Genomic DNA, 21,524 nt, shown 5'->3' with positions numbered 1-21,524 from the left:
TATTATTTGCAATCGCCCGCACTCAATGGAACGAGCCGATGCGCTTGAGATTACCGAAATTCATCCAGACAAAAAAGGCCTTGCCCACGATGTTGCCCTCGGGCACAAACCCCCAGTAACGGGAATCGAGCGAGTTGTCGCGGTTGTCGCCCATCATGAAATAGTGCCCCTCCGGCACCTTGCAAGTGACACCTTCCACACTGTAGCGGCAGTTTTCGCGATAAGCAAAATTGCTGGCGCCTTGTACAAAAGCGGGCACATCGGGATTGTTCAGCAACCGGTGCGGCTGATCACCCAGTTGCTCTTCAAACTGCTTGAAGTAACGCATGGAGTCTTCTTCAAAGAAGTCGGGCAACGCCTTGGTGTCAACGGCTTTACCGTTGATGGTGAGGCGCTTGTTGATGTAGGCCACCTCATCGCCCGGCACCCCTACGACACGCTTGATGTAGTCCATGCTGGGCTGTGGTGGATAGCGGAACACCAGAACATCGCCGCGAACGGGCCTGGATCCCTCGGTCAACCGTGTGTTGATGACAGGCAGTCGAATGCCATAGGTGAATTTATTCACCAAAATCAGGTCACCAACGAGCAGCGTTGGGATCATGGAGCCCGATGGAATCTTGAAAGGCTCGAAAAGAAACGAGCGCAAGAAAAACACCGCAGCGATGACTGGGAACAACCCCGCAGTCCAGTCCAGCCACCAGGGTTGCATGAGGATGCGGCCCTTGGCTTCCTGCACATCCACATCCACCTTCTGGATGCCCATGCGATCCAGCTCTGCACGCCGCTCAGTTGCTGCGTCCTCGATGGCCTGCGCCGCGCGGCGCCGCCGGGGCAGAAAATAAATGCGCTCTGCCAGCCAGTAGATGCCGGTGACGACCGTCGCCAGAAACAAAAGCAGTGCAAAGTTGCCCTCGATAGCTCCGGTATACCAGGCACCGATATAGCCCACGAAGGCCGCCAGCACCAGTGACGTCAAAATTTGCATGAACTGCATCAATCTTCCACCTGCAAAATGGCCAGGAATGCCTCTTGAGGCACCTCGACCGATCCGATCTGTTTCATGCGCTTTTTGCCTGCTTTCTGCTTCTCAAGAAGCTTGCGTTTGCGGGTGATATCGCCGCCATAACATTTGGCCAACACGTTTTTGCGCAGTGCCTTGATGGTTTCGCGCGCAATGATGTTGGCGCCGATGGCCGCCTGGATGGCCACGTCATACATCTGGCGGCTGATGATCTCGCGCATCTTGGCAACCACTGCCCGGCCGCGGTACTGCGACTGCGAGCGGTGCACGATGATGGACAAGGCATCCACCTTTTCTCCGTTGAGCAGGATATCCACCTTCACCACATCGGAGGCACGGTACTCCTTGAACTCGTAGTCCATGGAGGCGTAGCCGCGCGAGACCGATTTGAGCTTGTCAAAGAAGTCGAGCACGATTTCACCGAGCGGCATTTCGTAAGTGAGCATTACCTGGCGACCGTGGTACGCCATGTTCATCTGCACGCCACGCTTCTGATTGGCCAGCGTCATCACCGGGCCCACATAGTCCTGCGGCATGTACAGATGGACCGTAACGATAGGCTCGCGGATTTCCTCCAGACGACCCTGGTCAGGCATCTTGGAGGGGTTCTCGACCATGATCACTTCGCCGTCGGCCTTGACCACCTCATAGACCACACTGGGGGCCGTCGTGATGAGGTCCTGGTCGAATTCGCGCTCCAGCCGCTCTTGCACGATCTCCATGTGCAACAGTCCGAGAAAGCCGCAGCGGAAGCCAAAGCCCAGCGCCTGACTCACCTCGGGCTCATAGTGGAGCGAGGCATCGTTGAGCTTGAGCTTTTCCAGGGCGTCACGCAGCGAGTCGTACTCACTGGCTTCGGTGGGGTAAAGACCTGCGAACACCTGGGGCTGGATTTCCTTGAAACCAGGCAGCGCGTCCGTAGCAGGCCCTGCATTGTTGGGGAGCTTCTTCTCGAGCGTGATGGTGTCACCCACCTTGGCGGCCTGCAGCTCCTTGATGCCGGCAATGATGTAGCCCACCTGCCCTGCATCGAGGGAATTGCGCGGCTCGTTGGCGGGCGTGAACACCCCCAGGTTGTCGGCGTTGTACACCGCGCCCGTGGCCATCATCTTGATGCGCTCGCCCTTGAGCAAGCGGCCATCGACCACACGCACCAGCATGACCACCCCGACGTAGCTGTCGAACCAGCTGTCGATGATCATCGCGCGCAGCGGGCCATCGGCATTGCCACGTGGTGCGGGCACCTTGGCAACAATCGCCTCCAGAATCTCATCGATTCCCATACCGGTTTTGGCAGAGCAAGGAATCGCGTCGGTGGCATCAATGCCGATCACATCTTCGATCTCGGCCTTGGCATTGTCTGGATCAGCGTTGGGCAGATCCATCTTGTTGAGCACCGGCACCACTTCCACACCCAGATCCAGAGCGGTGTAGCAGTTGGCCACAGTCTGCGCTTCGACCCCCTGCGATGCATCCACCACCAACAGCGCACCCTCGCATGCAGACAGCGAACGACTCACCTCGTACGAGAAGTCCACATGCCCTGGCGTGTCGATCAGATTGAGGTTGTAGACCTGCCCATCCTGGGCCTTGTACTGCAGCGCAGCGGTCTGCGCCTTGATGGTTATCCCACGCTCTTTTTCGATATCCATCGAGTCCAGAACCTGGGCCTCCATCTCACGGTCTGCAAGACCTCCGCACCGCTGAATCAAGCGGTCGGCAAGCGTCGACTTGCCATGGTCGATGTGCGCAATGATGGAAAAATTTCTGATGTGATTCATCAACGGAAAGCGTCAAGTGATTGAATTAAAACAGTGCGCACAAGAAAAAAGGGCGCGTCGAATGGCGACGCGCCCTGAACCAACAATCATTGGCAACTGCGATAGTTGGAGCTTTATTGTAGGCAAAAAGGCCGCCTGAAAAAGCCCGCCCCTCGGCATCCAAGGGAAGTTGCCAGGGTGCAACAGGAATTTTATACACAGTTTATACACAGTCTGCACAAGAACAACGCTGGACAACTTGTGGGTGAGCTGTGGATCAGCTGTGCATTGCTCAAAAACATCCCACATCGTGAACAGAGCGCCCGTCGATATGCAGATAAGCGTTGAACGCAAGTCTCTATTCTATCGAAACTGGTTGATGGACCTCTGAAAAGTTAGCAAAAGCTAACATCTAGACTGGTGTGGACGCCTCCTACCAACCCATCAAAAAAAACCAGGCACCGACAATGGCCCCCTTGAAACGTAGGGAATGGCCCGACTCCGGGCCATCCTCGTTCTCGCTTGTGGCGCTTATCTGCCGGGGCGAATCAGCGCGTACTGAGCCCACTCGCCGCGGCGATACAGCACATTGATGGACTTGCTCTTATCAGCCTTGGACAACACGGATTCAAACTCTTTCACGCCCGCCACTTCGGTGTTGGCAACCGACAGGATGATGTCCCCTTCCCGGAGGCCAGCGCGTGCTGCCGCGTCCGTGGCGGTCGCCACGACCACCCCGCCCTTGAGCTTGAGTTCCTTCTTCTGTGCATCCGTCAGTTCCGTCACTGACAAACCGATCTGCTGTGCAGCGGCAGAGGCCTTGGGCTTCTCCTCGCGCTCGGCTACTTTGGTGGCGGGCTTGTCAGGTTCGATCTCCGCGATGGTGATGGCCAGATCGCGGGATGCACCGCGACGGAACACTGTCACCGAACTGCGATTGCCTGGTTTGGTGTTGCCCACAAGGCGCGGCAGGTCTGCCACCTTCTCGATGGGTTTGCCATCAAAGCGCGTGATGATGTCGCCCGCCTCCACACCCGCTTTGTCGGCGGGCGATCCTGCCTCCACGCCCGTCACCAGAGCGCCCTGCGCCTTGCCCAGGCCAATCGACTCAGCAACATCCTTGGTGACTTGCCCGATCTGGACACCGATACGGCCACGCGTCACACGACCCGAAGCGCGCAGCTGCTCACTCACACGGATGGCTTCATCCATGGGGATGGCGAACGAGATACCCATGAATCCGCCAGAGCGGGAATAGATCTGGCTGTTGATGCCCACCACCTCACCACGCATGTTGATAAGCGGCCCGCCAGAGTTTCCAGGGTTGATGGCCACATCGGTCTGGATGAAGGGTAGGTAGTCACCCGTATCGCGCTGCTTGGCACTGACGATGCCCGCGGTGACCGTGTTTTCCAGCCCAAAGGGTGAACCGATCGCCATTACCCACTCGCCCACTCGGAGGCGACTCACATCCCCCACTTTCACAGCAGGCAATCCTGACGCCTCGATCTTCACAACGGCCACGTCAGTGCGCTTGTCAGCCCCCACGATGCGCGCCTTGAACTCACGCTTGTCCGTCAAGGTCACAATGACCTCGTCAGCGCCTTCAACCACATGCGCGTTGGTCATCACAAACCCGTCAGAGGTCAGAATGAAACCCGATCCCACTCCACGTGGCTGCGCCTCTTCTTCCTGTTGAGGCCGTTGAGGCCGCTGTTGACGCGGAGCATTGGGGATGGGTACCCCAAATCGGCGAAAAAATTCCAGCATCTCTTCGTCCATGCCATTGGCGTTGGCTCGACTGGACGCTTTCTCGACGGTGCGGATGTTGACCACTGACGGCCCCACCTGATCCACCAGATCGGTGAAATCAGGCAAGCCCCGAACCAGCTGTGCAGGTTGTGCCAACGCCGCATGGGGCGCTACCGAGACCGTGGCCAGACCACCCATCAGGCATGCCACTGCCACCGAACGCAACATACTTCCATCAAACTTCGGCATCTTCGACCTTTCTTGATTCTTGGCGAATGCTGTTCACGAATTGTGTGTGACTGTGAAGAGTGTGACGCCAAATGGTTCCCCGCATTCGTCACGCCCTCCATATGCCCACACAACCCGCCAAATGACCGGGTATGGCGGCCCGCAGTCATCTGCAGCGCGGCTGTCAGCGCAGGCGCTCCAGCTGACCTACAAAAAGGCGCAGTGTCTGCAGAGGTACCTCTCCCACTGCGGTCAACCACGTGTCTGACGGCCCACGCTGGGCTACCAGCTGTGTAGCGCCCATGCTGGACACCTGGGGCTGCGCGGGATGACGCTGCGGGTCGAAGGGCTCCAGAAACAACGACACCGAGGCCAGTCCATCGGAGTACAGGCACTGCAAGACACTGGAGGCATCCGGAGCGTCAGACATCGCCCGTCGGTGACAGCTGACAGGCACAAATCCGGCCACGGGCTGGCGCAAGGCCCACCCTTCGGCCTTTGCCGTAGTTTTGACCACTGAGGGTGCAACCACCTTGTAACCCGACGTCGCGTCCATCAGACGCGTCAGCTGATCAACCTTCACCGGCGCATTGAGATCCAGCTCGGAAAAAGCCGCTTGCTCCAAGACCCGACCATCAGCCGCCAGCGTCTGCAGCTTCACCACCAGCCCGGTTTCACGCTCGCTCCAGAGCCGATAACCGAACCGCAGGGTATCCGCCGGCTGAAACCAGACCACGTCCGACACGAAGCCAGCCACGCGCTCCTGCCCCAGCAGGCGGGGCGTGTAGAACTGGGCGATCGATGTACCGCTGACAACAGGTACGCGCGGAAAGAGCCCAGATACATCGCGGCGGTCTGACCGCACAACGCGCGCCTGGGGCAGGAAGGTACGAACTTCGTCGTTACGGCGATAGACCGTGCGCGGAGTGCCACTGAGCGATTCAACCCGCTCCAATTGTTGCTGGCCATCGCATGCGTGCCAGATGCGTGAGCTGGACATGGCGCCGTTGGCCGACAACACCACAAAGGTTCCGGCATAGGCTCGGCTGCACGTTGCGCTGTGCATGCGCTCGATCCACTGCGCCATGTCGCGCTCGGCCACTGCAGTGGTAGTTGACTCAGAGGATGCAGCAGGAGCCCCCGCCACAGGCCCCACGAACAAGCCACACATCGCTGCGGCTATCAGCGAGTCAAGCCATCGAACCCGGGTATTTCCAAAGACCTTCGCAACTCCAGAGGGGTTCATCACACGATCTCAGCGCCAGACATACCGTTCACAATTCAGCGGCCAGGAGTCTCAAAAGTAGCGTTGCGCAAAAAGCCAGCAGGCATCTGCAGGGCCGACGTACTGCCAAACTGCTTATGGGCCGCCAGCAACTCATCCAATCGAGGATCCCGGATCATCACTTGCTGGCCGTCCGCATCAGCAACAGCCACGACAGGCGCGCCTTGCGCCGTCGCACGCTCGGGGGAAGACGCGGCCAGTTGAGCGCCCGCTACACCCGCCCCCTGCAGTTGGGAAAACGAGGTCCAGCTAATGGCCGCCACGGCGGCCAGCGACGCAAAGCCCGCAACCATCTTCCAACGGAAAACCGAAGCATTGGCAGCCACAGGCAGAGGGGTGGCTACGATGCCCAGCTGGGCTGGAACATGTGGACGCTGTGGCGGAGCCTCCTTGGCCAGCTCTTCGCGCAAGCGGGACAAAAACGCTGGATTTGCTGGCCGCGCCAAATCAGAAGAACGCAACGCATCGCCCACAAGGTGGTAAACCGCCCATGTGTCGCGTCCTTCGTCTTCCGCCGCCCAGGCCAGCGCATCGGCAAACTCATCGCCGTGCAGCTGACCATCCGCCAGAGCAGATAGCTGTTCGCTCCGTCCGCCGGTCAAGCTGACGTCCGCCGAGGCGGTGATACCTGTTTGTGCCTTGTTCATTCAATCACCTCACCACCGTTTGCCCGACTGGTTTTCGAGCAAGGGTCGCACTTTGGCCGAAATGGCTTCTCGCGCCCGAAAAATTCGAGATCGCACCGTACCAATGGGGCACCCCATCGCGGTAGCAATTTCTTCATAACTGAGCCCTTCAATCTCTCGCAGCGTGACAGCTTGGCGCAGATCATCGGGCAAGGCCTCCATGACTGCATTCACGACCTGGGCAATTTCCTGGGCCGCAAGGACAGTTTCGGGGGTTTCGTCGCTGGTTAGTTCGTGTCCAAGGCGGGAAGTTTCATCCTCGTCCTCCGAACCCCTGAATGCATTTTCGGAAATGACCGGGTTGCGCTTCATGTCCATGAGCGCCTTCTTGGCTGTATTGACAGCAATCCGGTACAGCCAGGTGTAAAACTGGGCGTCGCCGCGAAACTGATGCAGCGCCCGATAGGCGCGAATGAAGGTTTCCTGGGCAATGTCCTGCACCAGGTCCGTGTCGCGCACCATGCGCCCGATCAGTCGTTCGATGCGGCGTTGGTACTTGATGACCAGCAATTCATAGGCGCGCTGGTCGCCCGCTACCGTGCGCTCCACCAGTTGGAGGTCGCTGTCTTCGGAGGGGGAAGGCGGAATTACAGTCATGGATACTCAGTATTCACGCCCTGGGGCAGCTTGCCGGGCGGTTTCGTCAGCGTTGTCAGCGCCCGATCTGGCGCGCGAATATACCGCACGGCGCAAGTCCATCCAGCGCTCTGGCTGACTGGAACGCTCCAGCCACAACCACAGCGGCGGATGTCCGACGAGCAAGATGCGCACCCACAGATGCGCCTGCAGATCCAGAAGCACCTCCGGAGGCGCTGAAAGCGTCAGCGGCACACTGGTGGGCGGCGCCACTCGGTTCAGCGTCCAGGCTTGGCCGTCGAACTGCAAAACTCCACGGGCTTGGCTCCACCAAAAGTGCATGGCAGCCGCCATCGATGGCAGCCAGAAACACAGGGCCACTGCGATAGACAGATGCTCAGCACGGCTACCCAAAGCGATCCAGGCAACCAAAACGGCACCACCAGCAAGCACCCAGGCAGCCAACAGCACGCCCAACACCCGACTGCGACACAACGGATATTGGACAGAGGGAGGCCGTCTCGAAAGCCGCGTCACAAGACAGCTCCCTTCGACGGGCGGATCAAGCGCCAATTCGATGACGGTCCGACACCACAGTCAATCACACATCGCCCGCAGGCCACGAGCGATACGTATTGCCATCGAATCCGAGATTGGTATATACGCGCAATCAGACGCGTTTGAATACCAGCGTTCCGTTGGTGCCGCCAAAGCCAAAGTTATTCTTGACGGCCACATCAATCTTCATGTCCCGCGCCGTATTGGCGCAGTAGTCGAGATCGCACTCCGGATCCTGGTTGAACAGGTTGATGGTGGGCGGCACTTTTTGTTCATGCAGTGCCAGCACGGTGAAAACACTCTCAATCCCCCCCGCACCGCCGAGCAAGTGGCCCGTCATGGATTTGGTGGAGCTCACAACGGTCTTGTAGGCGTGGTCGCCCAAGGCCGCTTTGATTGCATTGGTTTCGTTGATGTCGCCCAGAGGAGTGGACGTGCCGTGGGCGTTAAGGTAATCCACCTGATCGGCATTGATCCCGGCGTTGCGCAACGCGCTGAGCATGGCGCGGCGGGGTCCATCCATGTTGGGTGCCGTCATGTGACCTGCATCTGCGCTCATGCCGAAGCCGCTGAGTTCGGCATAAATCTTGGCGCCTCGCGCTTTGGCGTGTTCATACTCTTCGAGCACCATCACACCGGCGCCTTCGCCCAGCACAAAACCGTCGCGATCCTTCTCCCAGGGGCGGGATGCCGTCTTGGGGTCGTCGTTGCGGGTGGACAGGGCCCGCATGGCGGCAAACCCGCCGATGCCAAGCGGAGATACCGTGGATTCGGTACCGCCAGCCACGACCACGTCCGCATCGCCGTATTCGATCATGCGACCTGCCTCGCCGATACAGTGCAAGCCTGTTGTGCAGGCAGTCACCACGGCAAGGTTGGGCCCCTTGAAGCCAAAGCGCATGGACACATGCCCTGCCACCATGTTGATGATGGACGCAGGTACAAAAAATGGGGTGATACGCCGTGGCCCGCGGCTGACCAGCTCGGCGTGGGTGTTTTCGATCAGCGGGAGGCCGCCAATGCCGGAGCCGATCACGCAGGCAATGCGTGTGGCGAACTCCTCACTGAGCGCTTCACCCGTGGGAAGCCCTGCGTCCTGGACGGCCTGCGCTGCAGCAGCGATGCCATAGTGGATGAAGGTATCCATCGCGCGCGCATCCTTGGCGCTGATGTACGACTCCAGGTCAAGACCTTTGACCTCTCCCGCAATCTTGCAGGCGAAGTTCGATGCATCGAACTTGGTGATGAGATCAATGCCGGACTGGCCGGCAAGGAGATTGGCCCAGGACTCGGCCACCGTGTTACCCACGGGGCTGACGCAACCCAGGCCGGTCACGACAACGCGACGACGGCTCATGCGTATAAAACCTTCTGCTGATCGCTTGAGTCAGGCGCAGGGCGCCGCTCAGGCCTTCTGGTGGGTGTTGGCGTAGTCGATGGCGTTTTGCACCGTGGTGATCTTCTCGGCGTCTTCGTCCGGGATCTCGATGCCGAATTCGTCTTCCAGAGCCATCACCAGTTCCACCGTGTCGAGCGAGTCGGCACCGAGGTCTGCCACGAAGGCCTTTTCATTGGTGACTTGGGACTCTTCCACACCGAGTTGTTCGGCAATGATTTTTTTGACGCGTGCTTCGATATCGCTCATGGTTTCCCTCTGGGGGTTGTGAATGAATCCGCGATTCTAGCCGCTTAAGGAGAAGCCCCTAAACGACCCGCCGTCCGGATGAACCGGCGTTAACTTTCAATAACTACATGTACATGCCGCCATTGACATGCAACTCCTGCCCTGTCACATAGCCAGCCTCGCGCGAGGCAAGGTACGCCACCGCGTGCGCGATGTCGGCCGGCTTGCCCATGTGACCCAGCGGGATCTGCGCATTGAGCGCTTTTTGCTGGTCTTCGGGTAACACGGAGGTCATGTCGGTCTCGATGAAACCGGGTGCCACGCAGTTCACGGTGATGCTGCGGCTGCCCAGCTCACGGGCCAGCGCGCGCGTCATGCCCGCCACACCCGCCTTGGCCGCGGCGTAGTTGGCCTGGCCTGGATTGCCCGAGGCACCCACTACGCTGGTGATGCTGATGATGCGCCCAAAGCGCTGCTTCATCATCGGCCGGATCGCGGCGCGGCTCGTGCGGAATACCGCCTTGAGATTGGTGTCCAGCACGGCATCCCAGTCGTCGTCCTTCATGCGCATGGCCAGAGTGTCGCGCGTAATGCCCGCGTTGTTCACCAGCACATGCAAGCCACCTTGCTGCTTGACGATGGCGTCCATCAGGGCCTCGACCGCAGCCACATCGTTCACGTTCAGATTGGCACCGCGGCAACCAGGGTAAGCCGACAGCGCCTGGCTGATGCGCACAGCGCCTTCATCCGTGGTGGCTGTACCCACCACCTGGTAGCCGCGCACCGCCAACTCCAGGGCAATGGCAGCACCGATGCCGCGCGATGCACCGGTCACCAGTGCCACTTGCGCTGCCTGCACTGCTGTCTGGGTCGATTCCGTCATGCCAACAACTCCCGGGTTTCAGCCAGTGTGGCCGAGTCAAACAATGCTGCGCCGACCAGTTCAGGGTCGATGCGTTTGATGAGGCCTGCCAGCACCTTGCCAGGGCCACATTCAATGATGTGCGTCACACCACGGCCTTTCAGCGCGTGCACGCATTCCACCCAGCGCACGGGGCCAAAGGCCTGGCGGTAGAGCGCTTCGCGAATGGCATCAGCGTCTTGCTGCACCACCACGTCCACGTTGTTGACCACCGGAATCTGAGGGGTAGCAAGCGCAACCTCCGCCAGCGCCATACGCAGCTTTTCAGCCGCAGGCTTCATCAGGCTGGAATGGAAAGGCGCCGACACTGGCAGGGGCAATGCGCGCTTGGCGCCCGCCGCCTTGAGCACCTCACAGGCCTTGTCCACACCCGCCTTGGTACCGGCGATCACGGTCTGGATCGGGTCGTTGAAATTGACAGCCTCCACCACCTCAACCGTACCTGGCCCGAACGATGCCAAAGCCTCGGCACAACCAGCGATGACCTTGGAAGCCTCCATGCCCAGAATGGCTGCCATGGCGCCGGTGCCGACAGGCACCGCCTCTTGCATGGCCGCCGCACGCAGCCGCACCAGCGGGGCCGCCTGCGCGAGCGTCAACACACCAGCCGCCACCAGGGCAGAGTATTCACCCAGCGAATGCCCGGCAACGGCCACCGGGGCTGCGCCGCCTTCTGCGCGCCACACCCGCCATGCCGCCACGCCAGCGACCAGCATCACCGGCTGGGTGTTGGTGGTCAGGGCCAAAGCCTCCTTGGGGCCTTCCTTGATCAGCAGGCCGACATCCTCACCCAAAGCATCCGAGGCTTCCTGCAGGGTCTGCGCCACCACCGGGTGGTCACCCCAACCATCGAGCATGCCAACCGATTGCGAGCCTTGCCCCGGAAAGACAAATGCAAAAGACTTCATGAAAAATCCAGAAATATGATGAAACTGGCCGGTAGCGCAGGTACTTATTGCGCCAGCAGCTACAACTTCAGGAGCACAGCACCCCAGGTAAAACCACCACCCACGCCTTCGAGCAGCAGGGTTTCGCCTTTCTTGACCTGACCGGTGCGCACCCCATGGTCCAGAGCCAGCGGAATGGAAGCTGCCGAGGTGTTGCCGTGTTGGTCCACCGTGACCACCACCTTGTCCATGGACATCTTCAGTTTGCGGGCGGTGCTCTGCATGATGCGGATGTTGGCCTGGTGCGGGATCAGCCAGTCGATATCGGCCTCGGTCAGCCCGGCCTTGGCCAGGGCCGCGTGGGCCGCCTTCTCCAGCACACCCACTGCCAGCTTGAAGACCGCCTGCCCGTCCATCTTGAGGACCGGATCCCCAAGCACCTTGCCGCCGGACACATTGCCGGGCACACACAAAATATCGACATGCTTGCCGTCGGCGTGCAGGTCGCTCGACAGAATGCCAGGCGTGTCAGAGGCCTCCAGCACCACAGCGCCCGCACCATCACCGAACAACACACAGGTGGTGCGGTCGTTGAAGTCCAGGATGCGACTGAAAACCTCTGCACCAATCACCAGCGCGCGATTGGCAGCACCTGTCTGGATCATGGCGTCCGCCACCGACAGGGCATAGACAAAACCGCTGCACACAGCTTGCACATCAAACGCAGGGCATCCATTAGCACCCAGCTTGTTCTGCAAGATACAAGCAACGGACGGGAACACCATGTCCGGCGTCGACGTGGCCACGATGATCAGATCGATATCGGTGGGCTGCAGGCCGGCGGCCTGCAGGGCATTGCGCGCAGCCTCCAACCCCAAGTCGCTGGCGGTCACATCCGGCGCCGCAAAGTGGCGCGCCCGGATGCCGGTGCGCTCCACGATCCATTCATCGGAGGTTTCGATACCGCGCTGGCCCAGTTCGGCGACCAGATCAGCGTTGGTCAACCGGCGGGGAGGCAGGTAGCTGCCGGTGCCGGTAATGCGGGAATAACGTCTCATTATTGTGCGGTCGCCGCAACGCCAGGCTGGGGCTGGGCATCTGCAGGCGCCAGCAGAGGCGCCGCGTGCGCAATCCGGGTCCGGACACGGTCGAGCAGGTTGTTGCGGGCTGCATCATACGCCCGGTTCAACGCCTGCTCGAAAGCCATGGCGTCTGCCGATCCGTGACTCTTGAACACCAGCCCGCGCAGGCCGAGGAGCGCCGCACCGTTGTAACGGCGGTAATCCATGCGCTTCATCAACGCTTTTAAGATCGGATAGGCGACGATAGCAGCCATTTTGGTAAAAATATGGCGCGAAAACTCGGTTTTAAGTGCTCCGATGATCATCGAGGCCACACCTTCGCTGGCCTTGAGCGCCACATTGCCCACAAAACCATCACAGACCACGATATCCACCGTCCCCTTGAAGATATCGTTGCCCTCCACATTGCCATAGAAGTTCAAATCACCGGAGTTAGCCGCAGATCGCAACAATTCACCCGCCTTTTTGATCACCTCACTGCCTTTGATGACCTCTTCACCAATGTTCAGCAAACCCACCGTGGGCTCGCCACCCTCCTGAAGGACGGATACCAGGGCAGAGCCCATCACGGCGAACTGCAGCAGGTGCTCGGCCGAGCAATCGACGTTGGCCCCCAGGTCCAGCACCGTGGTGGCACCACCGGTGGCGTTGGGCAGCTGGGTAGCGATGGCAGGACGGTCGATACCGTCCAACGTCTTGAGCAGATAGCGGGCAATGGCCATCAAGGCACCGGTATTGCCCGCAGACACGGCCGCCGAAGCCGTGCCATCCTTGACCTGCTGGATGGTCACGCGCATCGAAGAATCTTTCTTCTTGCGCAAGGCCACTTCCACCGGGTCATCCATAGCGACCACTTCGGTAGCGGGAACGATGGTGGCTCGGTCGTGGGAGAACGATTGCAGGCTGTCCGCCAAGCCAACGAGCAGCAGACGGGCATCCGGGTGGTGGTCGAGAAACTGGCGGCACGCCGCGAGCGTGACGCGGGGGCCATGGTCGCCCCCCATGCAGTCAACAGCCAGTGTGATCATGGGCGACTTGTCCGGCCGGCCCAAAGGGCCGAGAGATGAATACGACGGTCAAAACAAAGGCCCGCGCTACAAGGTTTGTAGCAACGGGCCTTTGGATGGGGTGAAGGTCAGGCTTCAGACTTGTTCTTCAGCACCTGACGGCCACGGTAGAAACCGTTGGGGCTGATGTGGTGACGCAGGTGCGTTTCACCAGTGGTGGGTTCCACGGCAATGCCTGGCACGTTCAGGGCATTGTGCGAGCGGTGCATGCCGCGCTTGGAAGGGGACTTTTTGTTTTGCTGAACGGCCATGATGGCTCCTGATCTGGAATAGGTTGGTAAAAACGCGATCAGCCCAAAAAGACACGATGGGGTTCGCGTGAAGCCCACGATTATAACCCAAATGATTTTTGGGTCGATGAATCAGTCTTTGGCGTCTTTGCGCAAGGCTGCCAGCGCGGCAAACGGGTTGGGTTTTTCGGCGTTGGCTTCTTCAAAATCGTCGTCCGAAGACGCCAGCGGCACCGAGGTCGGGCACTCGTCGTGTTTGGGCACCACGGGCAAAGCCATCAACAGCTCGTCTTCGATGAGTTCGTGCAGATCAAACTCGCGGCTCAGGGCCAGCAGGTCTTCTTCGCTCTCATCGTCCAGGGCCTCGGCCGTGGCTTCGTCCGCCACAAAGCGGAACTCACGATCCACCTCCAGGGGCACATCGACCGGCGTCAGGCAGCGCTGGCACTCCATGGGAAAGCTGGCGCGCACCTTGATGTGCAGCCAGACCTGCCCCATGCCTCCCAGGGCAGTGCGCACTTCGCCCGTCGCCTCCCAGTCCACCAGCAGGTCGGGGTGCAGGCCTTTGGCCTCTTGCGCCAGGCGTTCGTACTTCAGCAGCGAGTCGTGTCCCGCCAGCCGACCGCCCGCCTGTGCGAAGGCTTTCACGTCGAGGCGCTGTGCGGAGAATTCCTTGGTCATGGCGGCAGTGTAAGAGAATCGGCGCATGCATCAATCCCCCTCCCCGCAACGCCCTCTGGTATTGGGCTCGACCTCGCGCTACCGTCGCGAATTGCTGGAACGGCTGAACCTGCCTTTCGAAGTGACCGCCCCCCATGTCGATGAGACCCCCCTGCCCGGCGAGGCGCCCCGCGCCCTGGCCATGCGCCTGGCTCTGGCCAAAGCGCAAGCTGTGGCGCGGCAGCACCCCGAAGCCGTGGTGATCGGATCCGACCAGGTGGCCGACCTGGCCGGAGAGCCGCTGGGCAAACCGGGCCAGCACGATCGCGCGGTGCAGCAGTTGCGCCAGATGCGCGGCCAGACGGTGGTGTTCCAAACCGCCCTGGCGGTGGTGTGCGCGGCCATCGGCTTTGAACAGGTGGACCTCGCCCCCGTGGAGGTGAAGTTCCGCGATCTATCGGATGAAGAAATCGAGCGCTACCTGCGCGCCGAGCAGCCCTACGACTGCGCGGGCAGCGCCAAGAGCGAAGGCCTTGGCATTGCCCTGCTGGACGCCATCCACAGCGATGACCCCACGGCACTCATCGGGCTGCCACTGATCCGCACATGCCGCATGCTGCGCGCAGCAGGGCTGGTGCTGCCATGAACGTAAAAACCGGCACGCTGTACCTGGTGCCCGCCCCCCTCGACTTTGGCTGCGACACCCAGGCCCCACTGCAGGATGCCCTGCCCTCAGCGACCCTGCAGACAGCCGCCCGCCTGACCCACTGGGTGTGCGAAAACGCCAAGAGCACGCGCGCCTACCTCAAGCGCATTGACGCGCTGCACCCCCTGGCCCTCTCTCTACAGCAACAGCAGATCACCGAGTTGCCGCGTGAAGTGCACAAAAAAGGCGACCACGGCGACAAAGGCTCAGCGCCGTTCGATGCCCGCCCGTTGCTTGCTGCGGCCCTGAACGGGCACGACATCGGCCTGGTCAGCGAAGCGGGTATGCCCGCAGTGGCCGACCCTGGCTCGTCGGTGGTGCGGGCCGCGCACGACCTGGGCCTGCGCGTGGTGCCGTTGGTAGGGCCGGTGTCGCTGCTGCTGGCCCTGGCCGCCAGTGGCCTCAATGGACAAAACTTCGCTTTCGTCGGCTACCTACCACAAGACGGACAAGAGCGCACACAGCGCATCAAGGAGCTGGAAGGCATCGCGCTGCGCACGGGCCAGACCCAGCTGTTCATCGAGACCCCGTACCGCAACCCGGCCCTGTGGCAGGCACTGGTTCAGACCCTGCAGCCGCACACCCGGCTGGCGCTGGCCAGCGGCCTGACCCTGCCCGACGCGCGGGTGCAAAGCCAGCTGGTACGCCAGTGGAAGCAGCAGCCCGCACCGCCGGACAACCGCACCCCCGTGGTGTTTGCGCTGGGGCGTTGAGGCAGCGACGGAGTAACACGCTACGGGCGAGGCGCCTGGAATGCTACATATTCAAGAGCATTCCAGGCATATTCCACTAGCGCAACCGCCCCAAAACACCCCCAAAAACCCTCAGACCGCTGCACAACGGCCCCACACCGGCACCGCAGCACAGCGCAACCAGGCCCCACAAAAAAGCCCCGGCAGATACCTCTGCAGGGGCTTCGAATAGACATCTGCCGTCGATGCAAGGGCTTGCGCGGATGATCACGCCCCCTGCCGACTCCGAGGCGAATATCAGCGCAACTGTGGCCCCGATATGGCCAGTGACTTGACGGCGCCCATGCCCACCGCCGCGCCAAACCGCTTGGCCAGGCGCTCGGCCACGTTGTCGCGGCGGGTGTAGTCGATGATGTCTTCGGCCTTGACCACTTCGCGCGCGACATAGTCCAGGTTGCCCAGCTTGTCCGCCAGGCCCATTTCCACGGCCTGCTGGCCCGTCCAGAACAAGCCGCTGAAGGTATCGGGCGTGGTCTTGAGACGGTCACCGCGCCCTGCTTTCACCACGGCAATGAACTGTTGGTGGATCTGGTCGAGCATGGTCTGCGCGTAGGCGCGCTGCTTCTCGGTCTGCGGGCTGAAAGGGTCCAGAAAACCCTTGTTCTCGCCTGCGGTGAGCAGGCGGCGCTCCACGCCCACCTTCTCCATCACGCCGGTGAACCCAAAACCGTCCATCAGCACACCAATGCTGCCCACGATGCTGGCCTTGTCCACGTAGATATCGTCGGCGGCGGCTGCAATGTAGTAGGCAGCCGAGGCGCAGGTTTCTTCGACCACGGCGTAGATCGGTTTGTTGTGCTTGGCTTTCAGGCGCACGATCTCGTCGTTGATGATGCCGGCCTGCACCGGGCTGCCACCGGGCGAGTTGATGAGCAGCACCAGCGCTTGCGAGCCCTCATCCTCCAGCGCGCTGCGCATGGCGGCCACCACAAACTCGGCACTGGCCTCGGCGCCACTGGCGATCTCGCCCTTGATGTCCACCACGGCGGTGTGCGGCGTGCTTTTGCTGGTGCTGGGCGACGCCTGACGCAGGGCCACGAACGCAACAGCAGCAAACAACACCAGCCATGTCAGGCGGAAAAAAATCTTCCAGCGGCGGGCGCTGCGTTGTTCGTTGAGGGCGGCAAAGGCCAGCTTTTCCAGCGTGGCACGTTCCCACCCGGGTTCACGCGATGAATCGCTCACAGGGGCTCCTGAATTAGTAGCTGCTTGCGCCCACAGATCGGGGGCGGAATTGCTTTTGGGGTCAAAGCCCGACGAGGCGGGCTGCTGGGGGTCTGTCATGTCATGCGTCCTGGGCACTGCACCGCTGCGGCCCGCGCGTTGCGGTGGCCCGCGTCGGGCGGCAGCACATCAGGGTAATTCATCTGGATTTTCTAGAACTCTACAGGCTGCAGGTTGTAGGCAGTATGCCAGCGCACCACACCATCGCTCTCCGACAGGGCAATTTTGACCAGCCCACTGCGGCAGGGACCGCCCGCACACTGGCCGGTATGGGGCAAGTAGGCCGCCCCGTGGGTGGCACACAACAGCCAGTGGCCTGTGTCATCAAAAAAGCGGTTGGGCTGGTAGTCCATCTCCATTGCCACATGGGTGCAGCGGTTGAGGTAAGCGTGCGGCAGGCCTCGGTAGCGGATTGCAAAGGCTCTGCACGTCTGGCCTGCGTACTGCACATCAAACGGCACGGCCAGGCCTCCATCGACAAGGTCGCCACTGTTGCACAGCGCGATAGGCTGATCAGAGGAGGGTATGGTCATGGGCTCGTCCCGCTCCGATACCCGCGTCAAGCGTTGTGCAGCAGCCAGTCGTGCAGCTCGCGCACCGAATGCACAACCGCCAGCGGCTGGAGGGCATGAAAGGCGTCGGGCTCGTGTGCGCCATAGCTCACCCCTACGCTCGCACAGCCCGCGTTGACCGCCATCTGCAGATCATGGGTGGTGTCGCCAATCATCAGCAGGCGCTCAGGCGCCACGTCAAATTCGGCCATCAGCTCCTGCAGCATCAGGGGGTGCGGCTTGCCAGCGGTCTGGTCGGCGGTGCGGGAGCCGTCGAACACGCCGCGCAAATCCACCGAATGCAGCGCCTCGTCCAGCCCGCGCCGGCTTTTGCCTGTGGCCACGGCCAGCAGGTGCCCACGTTCACGCAGATCGTTCAGCAGCGGCAACACGCCGTCGAACAGGCTCAGGTCGTCCTGGTGCTGGATATAGTGGAAGCGGTAGCGGTTGCCCAGCTCGGTGTACTTTTCGGGCGGCACATCGGGGGCGGCATGGGCCAGCGCCTGCATCAGGCCCATGCCAATCACATAGGCGGCCTCCTTGTCTGTGGGCACCATGCCGCCCACGTCGCGCACCGCAGCCTGGATGCAGCGCACGATGATGGCGGTGGAGTCGAACAGGGTGCCATCCCAGTCAAAGGCAATGAGGTCGAAGCGGCGCGGACGGAAGTTTTTGGCAGACATGGAGGGGGTTCTTCGCGCAGGATCGTCAGGCAGGGGACACAAAATCGGCCAGCTCAGGGGGTAGCTCGGCAATCAGTTGCACGCGCTCGCCCGAGGCGGGGTGGTTGAACTGTAACCGCCATGCGTGCAGGAACATGCGCTTCATCGAGAGCTTCTGCAGGCGCTTGTTGAGGTCAAAGTCACCGTATTTATCGTCACCCACGATGGCGTGGCCCTGGCTGGCCAGGTGTACGCGGATCTGATGGGTGCGGCCGGTCTTGATGGTCACCTCCAGCAGAGACATCGACGGCAGGCCTTGAGCGGGGCGCGCGGGCACGGTGCTGCGCACCTTGACCAGCGTGATGGAGCGCATGCCGTCCGGGTCATCGGCCGTGGTCACACGCACGCGGCGCTCGCCGTCGGCCTGCAGGTACTTGTGCAGTGGCAGGTCGATGACCTTTTTGTTGGCAGGCCAGATGCCCGTGACGAGTGCCAGATAGGTCTTGCCTGTCTCGCGCTCACGGAACTGGTCTTGCAGGTGAGTGAGCGCTGACCGCTTCTTGGCCACCAGCAGGATGCCCGAGGTCTCGCGGTCCAGACGGTGCACCAGTTCCAGGAACTTGGACGCCGGCCGCGCCTGGCGCAATTGCTCGATCACGCCAAAACTCACGCCGCTGCCGCCATGCACCGCCACGCCCGCGGGCTTGTCCAGGGCAATCAGGTGCTCGTCTTCGAGCAGGATGGGAAATTCGCGCGCAGGCGCCGGACGCTCGGCCTTCTCGGCCACCTTGTCGGAGATGCGCACGGGCGGCAGGCGCACCACGTCCCCTACTTCCACGCGGGTGTCGGCGCTCACGCGGCCTTTGTTGATGCGGACCTCACCGCTGCGGATGATGCGGTAGACATGCGTTTTTGGCACGCCTTTCAAGTGGCGTATCAAAAAGTTATCGAGCCGCTGGCCAGCGGAGTCAGCATCCACTTCCACCAGGCGGGCTGCGGGAAGCCCCGCAGGGGCTGTGGGCGGTTTGGCCCCTATAATGTGTTTCACCTGCGCGTTGTTATGTAAGTGGTTGATTTGTCTGGAGTTTAGTCCACACAGCCCTTGCCCCTCACGCAGGCAGGTCGATGCCACCGGGCGTCGTGCGCGCAGATTGCAGGCCAGATGCCTGTGGTGGCCAGCACGCCGTGCGGCGGGCTGACAGATTGAAACACTGATACGGAATCCCCCAAGCTGGCAGATGTTCCCTACCCGGGCGCAGCCTGTCAGCGGATCAAAGCGAGCATGTGGTTGTTGATGAGCTGGATGGTGACCTTGTGGCGGTGGCTGATGCCCCCGGCTGCACGCTCCAATTCAGCCCCAACGCCCAGCCAGCAAGCGCAATCAGCTACTCTTTTGCTAGCAAAACTGCGCTCCTACCACTCGCCCCCATCCACGCGCCCCTGCCTCACGATGCTGCGCTAGAGCGCGGCAGATCATTGGCATTCCCGGCAATTCCCTTCGTTTCGATGCGTCAGTCCAGGCATTCACAGCTCCTGTAGAGCTTGTTGTATTGGTTTGGAAACTGTGGGCAGCAGCCCGCGCAGCCCTCCCTGTGGGTCAGGTGGGCTGCACCGCTGCTGTCCGCGAAACACTGAAGGAATCGCATCATGAAGCGGATGCTCATCAACGCCACGCAGCCCGAAGAACGGCGCCTGGCCATCGTCGACGGACAAAAGCTCCTCGACTACGAAATCGAAATCGAAGGGCGCGAACAGCGCAAGGGCAACATCTATAAGGCCGTCGTCACCCGCGTCGAGCCTTCGCTGGAAGCCTGTTTTGTGGACTACGGCGAAGACCGCCACGGGTTCCTGCCATTCAAGGAAATCTCGCGCAGCTACTTCACCCCCGGTGTCTCGCCCAGCCAGGCGCGCATCAATGAAGTGATCAAGGAAGGCCAGGAACTGCTGGTCCAGGTCGAAAAAGAAGAACGCGGCAACAAGGGCGCAGCCCTGACCACCTTCGTCTCGCTGGCCGGCCGCTATGTGGTGCTGATGCCCAACAACCCCCGCGGTGGTGGCGTCTCGCGCCGCATCGAGGGCGAGGACCGCGCCGAGCTCAAGGAGGCGATGGACCAGCTGGAATACCCCAACGGCATGTCCATCATCGCGCGCACCGCCGGCATTGGCCGCACCGCGCCCGAGCTGCAGTGGGACCTGAACTACCTGCTCAAGCTGTGGAACGCCATCGACGGCGCCGCCAAGGGCGGCAAGGGCGCCTTCCTGATCTACCAGGAATCGAGCCTCGTCATCCGCGCGATCCGCGACTACTTCAACAACGACATCGGTGACATCCTCATCGATACCGACGACATCTACGAACAGGCGCAGCAGTTCATGGCGCACGTCATGCCCGAGCATGCCGCCCGCGTGAAGCGCTACCGCGACGACGCCGCGCTGTTCAGCCGCTTCCAGATCGAGCACCAGATCGAATCGGCCTATGCCCGCACCGTGCAACTGCCCTCGGGCGGCGCCATCGTGATCGACCACACCGAAGCGCTGGTCAGCGTGGACGTGAACTCGGCCCGCGCCATCAAGGGCGGCGACATCGAGGAAACCGCCACCCGCACCAACCTGGAAGCCGCCGACGAAGTGGCCCGCCAGATGCGCCTGCGCGACCTGGGCGGCCTGATCGTGATCGACTTCATCGACATGGAGGAGAGCAAGAACCGCCGCGAAGTGGAAAACCGCCTGCGCGACGCGCTGCGCCAGGACCGCGCCCGCGTGCAGTTCGGCACCATCAGCAAGTTCGGCCTGATGGAGATGAGCCGCCAGCGCCTCAAGCCCGCCTTGAGCGAAGGCTCGTCCATCCCCTGCCCACGCTGCGGCGGCTCGGGCCACATCCGCGACACCGAATCGTCGGCCCTGCAGATCCTGCGGATCATTCAGGAAGAGTCGATGAAGGACAACACGGCCGCTGTGCACTGCCAAGTGCCGGTGGAAGTGGCTTCGTTCCTGCTGAACGAGAAGCGCACCGAGATCGCCAAGATCGAACTCAAGCAGCGCGTGGCCGTGCTGATGGTGCCCAACAAGACGCTGGAAACCCCCAACTACCGCCTGGAACGTCTCAAGCACGACGACCCGCGCCTGGACCACATCGAAGCCAGCTACAAGCTCGCCGAGGAAGTGGAAGACCCCACGGCCGTGACGCGCCGCTCGCAGGAGCCCACCAACAAGCAGACCCCGGTGATCAAGGGCGTGCTGCCTGACGCACCCGCCCCCGTGGCGGAGCCCCGCCCTGAAGGCGCCGCA

General features: G+C 61.5%; 22 protein-coding genes. 3 read left to right on the top strand and 19 right to left on the bottom strand.

The annotated features are described in order from the left end of the window. Positions 1 to 22: 22 nt before the first annotated feature. The 15 genes from lepB to AC07X4_RS13315 form a co-directional block, all read right to left on the bottom strand. Complete coding sequence (gene lepB, locus AC07X4_RS13385) at positions 23 to 997, bottom strand: signal peptidase I (RefSeq protein WP_436078017.1); 975 nt, start codon at positions 995 to 997, stop codon at positions 23 to 25. Then, positions 997 to 2,805 (bottom strand): translation elongation factor 4, encoded by a 1,809-nt coding sequence (lepA, locus tag AC07X4_RS13380; protein WP_056061364.1) that lies wholly within the window; start codon positions 2,803 to 2,805, stop codon positions 997 to 999. The genes lepB and lepA overlap by 1 nt, the downstream gene beginning before the upstream one ends. Positions 2,806 to 3,315: 510 nt before the next feature. Continuing rightward, the gene (locus AC07X4_RS13375) at positions 3,316 to 4,764 is read right to left on the bottom strand and encodes a Do family serine endopeptidase (protein WP_494740335.1); all 1,449 of its coding nucleotides are present in this window, start codon (positions 4,762 to 4,764) and stop codon (positions 3,316 to 3,318) included. A 184-nt stretch (positions 4,765 to 4,948) separates the two neighbouring features. Further along, on the bottom strand, positions 4,949 to 6,010 hold the full coding sequence (locus AC07X4_RS13370; protein ID WP_494740355.1) for a MucB/RseB C-terminal domain-containing protein: 1,062 nt from the start codon (positions 6,008 to 6,010) through the stop codon (positions 4,949 to 4,951). Positions 6,011 to 6,045: 35 nt separating this feature from the next. Continuing rightward, entirely contained in the window at positions 6,046 to 6,696 is a 651-nt protein-coding gene (locus AC07X4_RS13365) for a sigma-E factor negative regulatory protein (protein WP_494740334.1), read from the bottom strand. Between the two features lie 9 nt (positions 6,697 to 6,705). Further along, positions 6,706 to 7,332, bottom strand: a complete 627-nt coding sequence (gene rpoE / locus AC07X4_RS13360; RefSeq protein ID WP_494740333.1) for an RNA polymerase sigma factor RpoE — start codon at positions 7,330 to 7,332, stop codon at positions 6,706 to 6,708. A 6-nt stretch (positions 7,333 to 7,338) separates the two neighbouring features. Continuing rightward, positions 7,339 to 7,791: a hypothetical protein gene (locus tag AC07X4_RS13355; RefSeq protein WP_494740332.1), complete on the bottom strand. Its 453-nt coding sequence runs from the start codon at positions 7,789 to 7,791 to the stop codon at positions 7,339 to 7,341. 190 nt (positions 7,792 to 7,981) lie between these two features. After that, positions 7,982 to 9,226 carry a beta-ketoacyl-ACP synthase II gene (fabF, locus tag AC07X4_RS13350; protein WP_494740331.1) on the bottom strand — a complete coding sequence of 415 codons (1,245 nt, stop codon included), beginning with the start codon at positions 9,224 to 9,226 and terminating at the stop codon, positions 7,982 to 7,984. 48 nt (positions 9,227 to 9,274) lie between these two features. After that, positions 9,275 to 9,514, bottom strand: coding sequence for an acyl carrier protein (gene acpP / locus AC07X4_RS13345; RefSeq protein ID WP_003058049.1), 240 nt, complete (start codon positions 9,512 to 9,514; stop codon positions 9,275 to 9,277). Positions 9,515 to 9,617: 103 nt separating this feature from the next. Next, positions 9,618 to 10,376 carry a 3-oxoacyl-ACP reductase FabG gene (gene fabG / locus AC07X4_RS13340; RefSeq protein ID WP_108497133.1) on the bottom strand — a complete coding sequence of 253 codons (759 nt, stop codon included), beginning with the start codon at positions 10,374 to 10,376 and terminating at the stop codon, positions 9,618 to 9,620. Then, positions 10,373 to 11,323, bottom strand: a complete 951-nt coding sequence (fabD, locus tag AC07X4_RS13335) for an ACP S-malonyltransferase (RefSeq protein ID WP_494740330.1) — start codon at positions 11,321 to 11,323, stop codon at positions 10,373 to 10,375. Before fabD ends, fabG begins: the two co-directional genes overlap by 4 nt. A 59-nt stretch (positions 11,324 to 11,382) precedes the next feature. After that, positions 11,383 to 12,360, bottom strand: a complete 978-nt coding sequence (locus tag AC07X4_RS13330; protein ID WP_099729687.1) for a beta-ketoacyl-ACP synthase III — start codon at positions 12,358 to 12,360, stop codon at positions 11,383 to 11,385. Continuing rightward, on the bottom strand, positions 12,360 to 13,412 hold the full coding sequence (plsX, locus tag AC07X4_RS13325; RefSeq protein WP_494740329.1) for a phosphate acyltransferase PlsX: 1,053 nt from the start codon (positions 13,410 to 13,412) through the stop codon (positions 12,360 to 12,362). The genes AC07X4_RS13330 and plsX overlap by 1 nt, the downstream gene beginning before the upstream one ends. 107 nt (positions 13,413 to 13,519) lie before the next feature. Beyond that, positions 13,520 to 13,702 (bottom strand): 50S ribosomal protein L32, encoded by a 183-nt coding sequence (gene rpmF / locus AC07X4_RS13320; protein ID WP_005794249.1) that lies wholly within the window; start codon positions 13,700 to 13,702, stop codon positions 13,520 to 13,522. Between the two features lie 111 nt (positions 13,703 to 13,813). After that, positions 13,814 to 14,362, bottom strand: coding sequence for a YceD family protein (locus tag AC07X4_RS13315; protein ID WP_056061340.1), 549 nt, complete (start codon positions 14,360 to 14,362; stop codon positions 13,814 to 13,816). A gap of 25 nt (positions 14,363 to 14,387) precedes the next feature. Here AC07X4_RS13315 and AC07X4_RS13310 point away from each other — a divergent pair, with 25 nt between their 5' ends. Together AC07X4_RS13310 and AC07X4_RS13305 are read left to right on the top strand one after the other, a co-directional pair. Then, positions 14,388 to 14,987, top strand: a complete 600-nt coding sequence (locus AC07X4_RS13310; RefSeq protein WP_494740328.1) for a Maf family protein — start codon at positions 14,388 to 14,390, stop codon at positions 14,985 to 14,987. Further along, entirely contained in the window at positions 14,984 to 15,760 is a 777-nt protein-coding gene (locus AC07X4_RS13305; RefSeq protein WP_108497130.1) for an SAM-dependent methyltransferase, read from the top strand. Before AC07X4_RS13310 ends, AC07X4_RS13305 begins: the two co-directional genes overlap by 4 nt. A gap of 276 nt (positions 15,761 to 16,036) precedes the next feature. Here the strand turns inward: AC07X4_RS13305 and AC07X4_RS13300 are convergent, their stop codons facing one another. The 4 genes from AC07X4_RS13300 to AC07X4_RS13285 form a co-directional block, all read right to left on the bottom strand. Next, the gene (locus tag AC07X4_RS13300) at positions 16,037 to 17,083 is read right to left on the bottom strand and encodes a S49 family peptidase (RefSeq protein ID WP_108497129.1); all 1,047 of its coding nucleotides are present in this window, start codon (positions 17,081 to 17,083) and stop codon (positions 16,037 to 16,039) included. A 92-nt stretch (positions 17,084 to 17,175) separates the two neighbouring features. Beyond that, positions 17,176 to 17,556 carry a Rieske (2Fe-2S) protein gene (locus AC07X4_RS13295; protein WP_494740327.1) on the bottom strand — a complete coding sequence of 127 codons (381 nt, stop codon included), beginning with the start codon at positions 17,554 to 17,556 and terminating at the stop codon, positions 17,176 to 17,178. Positions 17,557 to 17,582: 26 nt separating this feature from the next. After that, a complete protein-coding gene (locus AC07X4_RS13290) occupies positions 17,583 to 18,257 on the bottom strand; it encodes an HAD family hydrolase (RefSeq protein WP_494740326.1) in 675 nt (224 codons plus the stop codon). Between the two features lie 25 nt (positions 18,258 to 18,282). Continuing rightward, entirely contained in the window at positions 18,283 to 19,284 is a 1,002-nt protein-coding gene (locus tag AC07X4_RS13285; protein ID WP_494740325.1) for an RluA family pseudouridine synthase, read from the bottom strand. A gap of 599 nt (positions 19,285 to 19,883) precedes the next feature. Here AC07X4_RS13285 and AC07X4_RS13280 point away from each other — a divergent pair. Continuing rightward, the coding region (locus tag AC07X4_RS13280; RefSeq protein WP_494740324.1) for an Rne/Rng family ribonuclease at positions 19,884 to 21,524 on the top strand (1,641 nt) is incomplete at its 3' end.

This window comes from Acidovorax sp. GW460-11-11-14-LB4 (assembly GCF_059423685.1).
Note: the sequence above shows the minus strand (reverse complement) of the source record. Positions and strands in the feature narration are given on the sequence as shown.

What these genes read in the sequence shown, in the direction of transcription:
- lepB (WP_436078017.1), bottom strand. Translation starts at nt 997, where the DNA reads ATGCAGTTCATGCAAATTTTGACGTCACTGGTGCTGGCGGCCTTCGTG.
- lepA (WP_056061364.1), bottom strand. Translation starts at nt 2,805, where the DNA reads ATGAATCACATCAGAAATTTTTCCATCATTGCGCACATCGACCATGGC.
- AC07X4_RS13375 (WP_494740335.1), bottom strand. Translation starts at nt 4,764, where the DNA reads ATGTTGCGTTCGGTGGCAGTGGCATGCCTGATGGGTGGTCTGGCCACG.
- AC07X4_RS13370 (WP_494740355.1), bottom strand. Translation starts at nt 6,010, where the DNA reads ATGAACCCCTCTGGAGTTGCGAAGGTCTTTGGAAATACCCGGGTTCGA.
- AC07X4_RS13365 (WP_494740334.1), bottom strand. Translation starts at nt 6,696, where the DNA reads ATGAACAAGGCACAAACAGGTATCACCGCCTCGGCGGACGTCAGCTTG.
- rpoE (WP_494740333.1), bottom strand. Translation starts at nt 7,332, where the DNA reads ATGACTGTAATTCCGCCTTCCCCCTCCGAAGACAGCGACCTCCAACTG.
- fabF (WP_494740331.1), bottom strand. Translation starts at nt 9,226, where the DNA reads ATGAGCCGTCGTCGCGTTGTCGTGACCGGCCTGGGTTGCGTCAGCCCC.
- acpP (WP_003058049.1), bottom strand. Translation starts at nt 9,514, where the DNA reads ATGAGCGATATCGAAGCACGCGTCAAAAAAATCATTGCCGAACAACTC.
- fabG (WP_108497133.1), bottom strand. Translation starts at nt 10,376, where the DNA reads ATGACGGAATCGACCCAGACAGCAGTGCAGGCAGCGCAAGTGGCACTG.
- fabD (WP_494740330.1), bottom strand. Translation starts at nt 11,323, where the DNA reads ATGAAGTCTTTTGCATTTGTCTTTCCGGGGCAAGGCTCGCAATCGGTT.
- AC07X4_RS13330 (WP_099729687.1), bottom strand. Translation starts at nt 12,360, where the DNA reads ATGAGACGTTATTCCCGCATTACCGGCACCGGCAGCTACCTGCCTCCC.
- plsX (WP_494740329.1), bottom strand. Translation starts at nt 13,412, where the DNA reads ATGATCACACTGGCTGTTGACTGCATGGGGGGCGACCATGGCCCCCGC.
- rpmF (WP_005794249.1), bottom strand. Translation starts at nt 13,702, where the DNA reads ATGGCCGTTCAGCAAAACAAAAAGTCCCCTTCCAAGCGCGGCATGCAC.
- AC07X4_RS13315 (WP_056061340.1), bottom strand. Translation starts at nt 14,362, where the DNA reads ATGACCAAGGAATTCTCCGCACAGCGCCTCGACGTGAAAGCCTTCGCA.
- AC07X4_RS13310 (WP_494740328.1), top strand. Translation starts at nt 14,388, where the DNA reads ATGCATCAATCCCCCTCCCCGCAACGCCCTCTGGTATTGGGCTCGACC.
- AC07X4_RS13305 (WP_108497130.1), top strand. Translation starts at nt 14,984, where the DNA reads ATGAACGTAAAAACCGGCACGCTGTACCTGGTGCCCGCCCCCCTCGAC.
- AC07X4_RS13300 (WP_108497129.1), bottom strand. Translation starts at nt 17,083, where the DNA reads ATGACAGACCCCCAGCAGCCCGCCTCGTCGGGCTTTGACCCCAAAAGC.
- AC07X4_RS13295 (WP_494740327.1), bottom strand. Translation starts at nt 17,556, where the DNA reads ATGACCATACCCTCCTCTGATCAGCCTATCGCGCTGTGCAACAGTGGC.
- AC07X4_RS13290 (WP_494740326.1), bottom strand. Translation starts at nt 18,257, where the DNA reads ATGTCTGCCAAAAACTTCCGTCCGCGCCGCTTCGACCTCATTGCCTTT.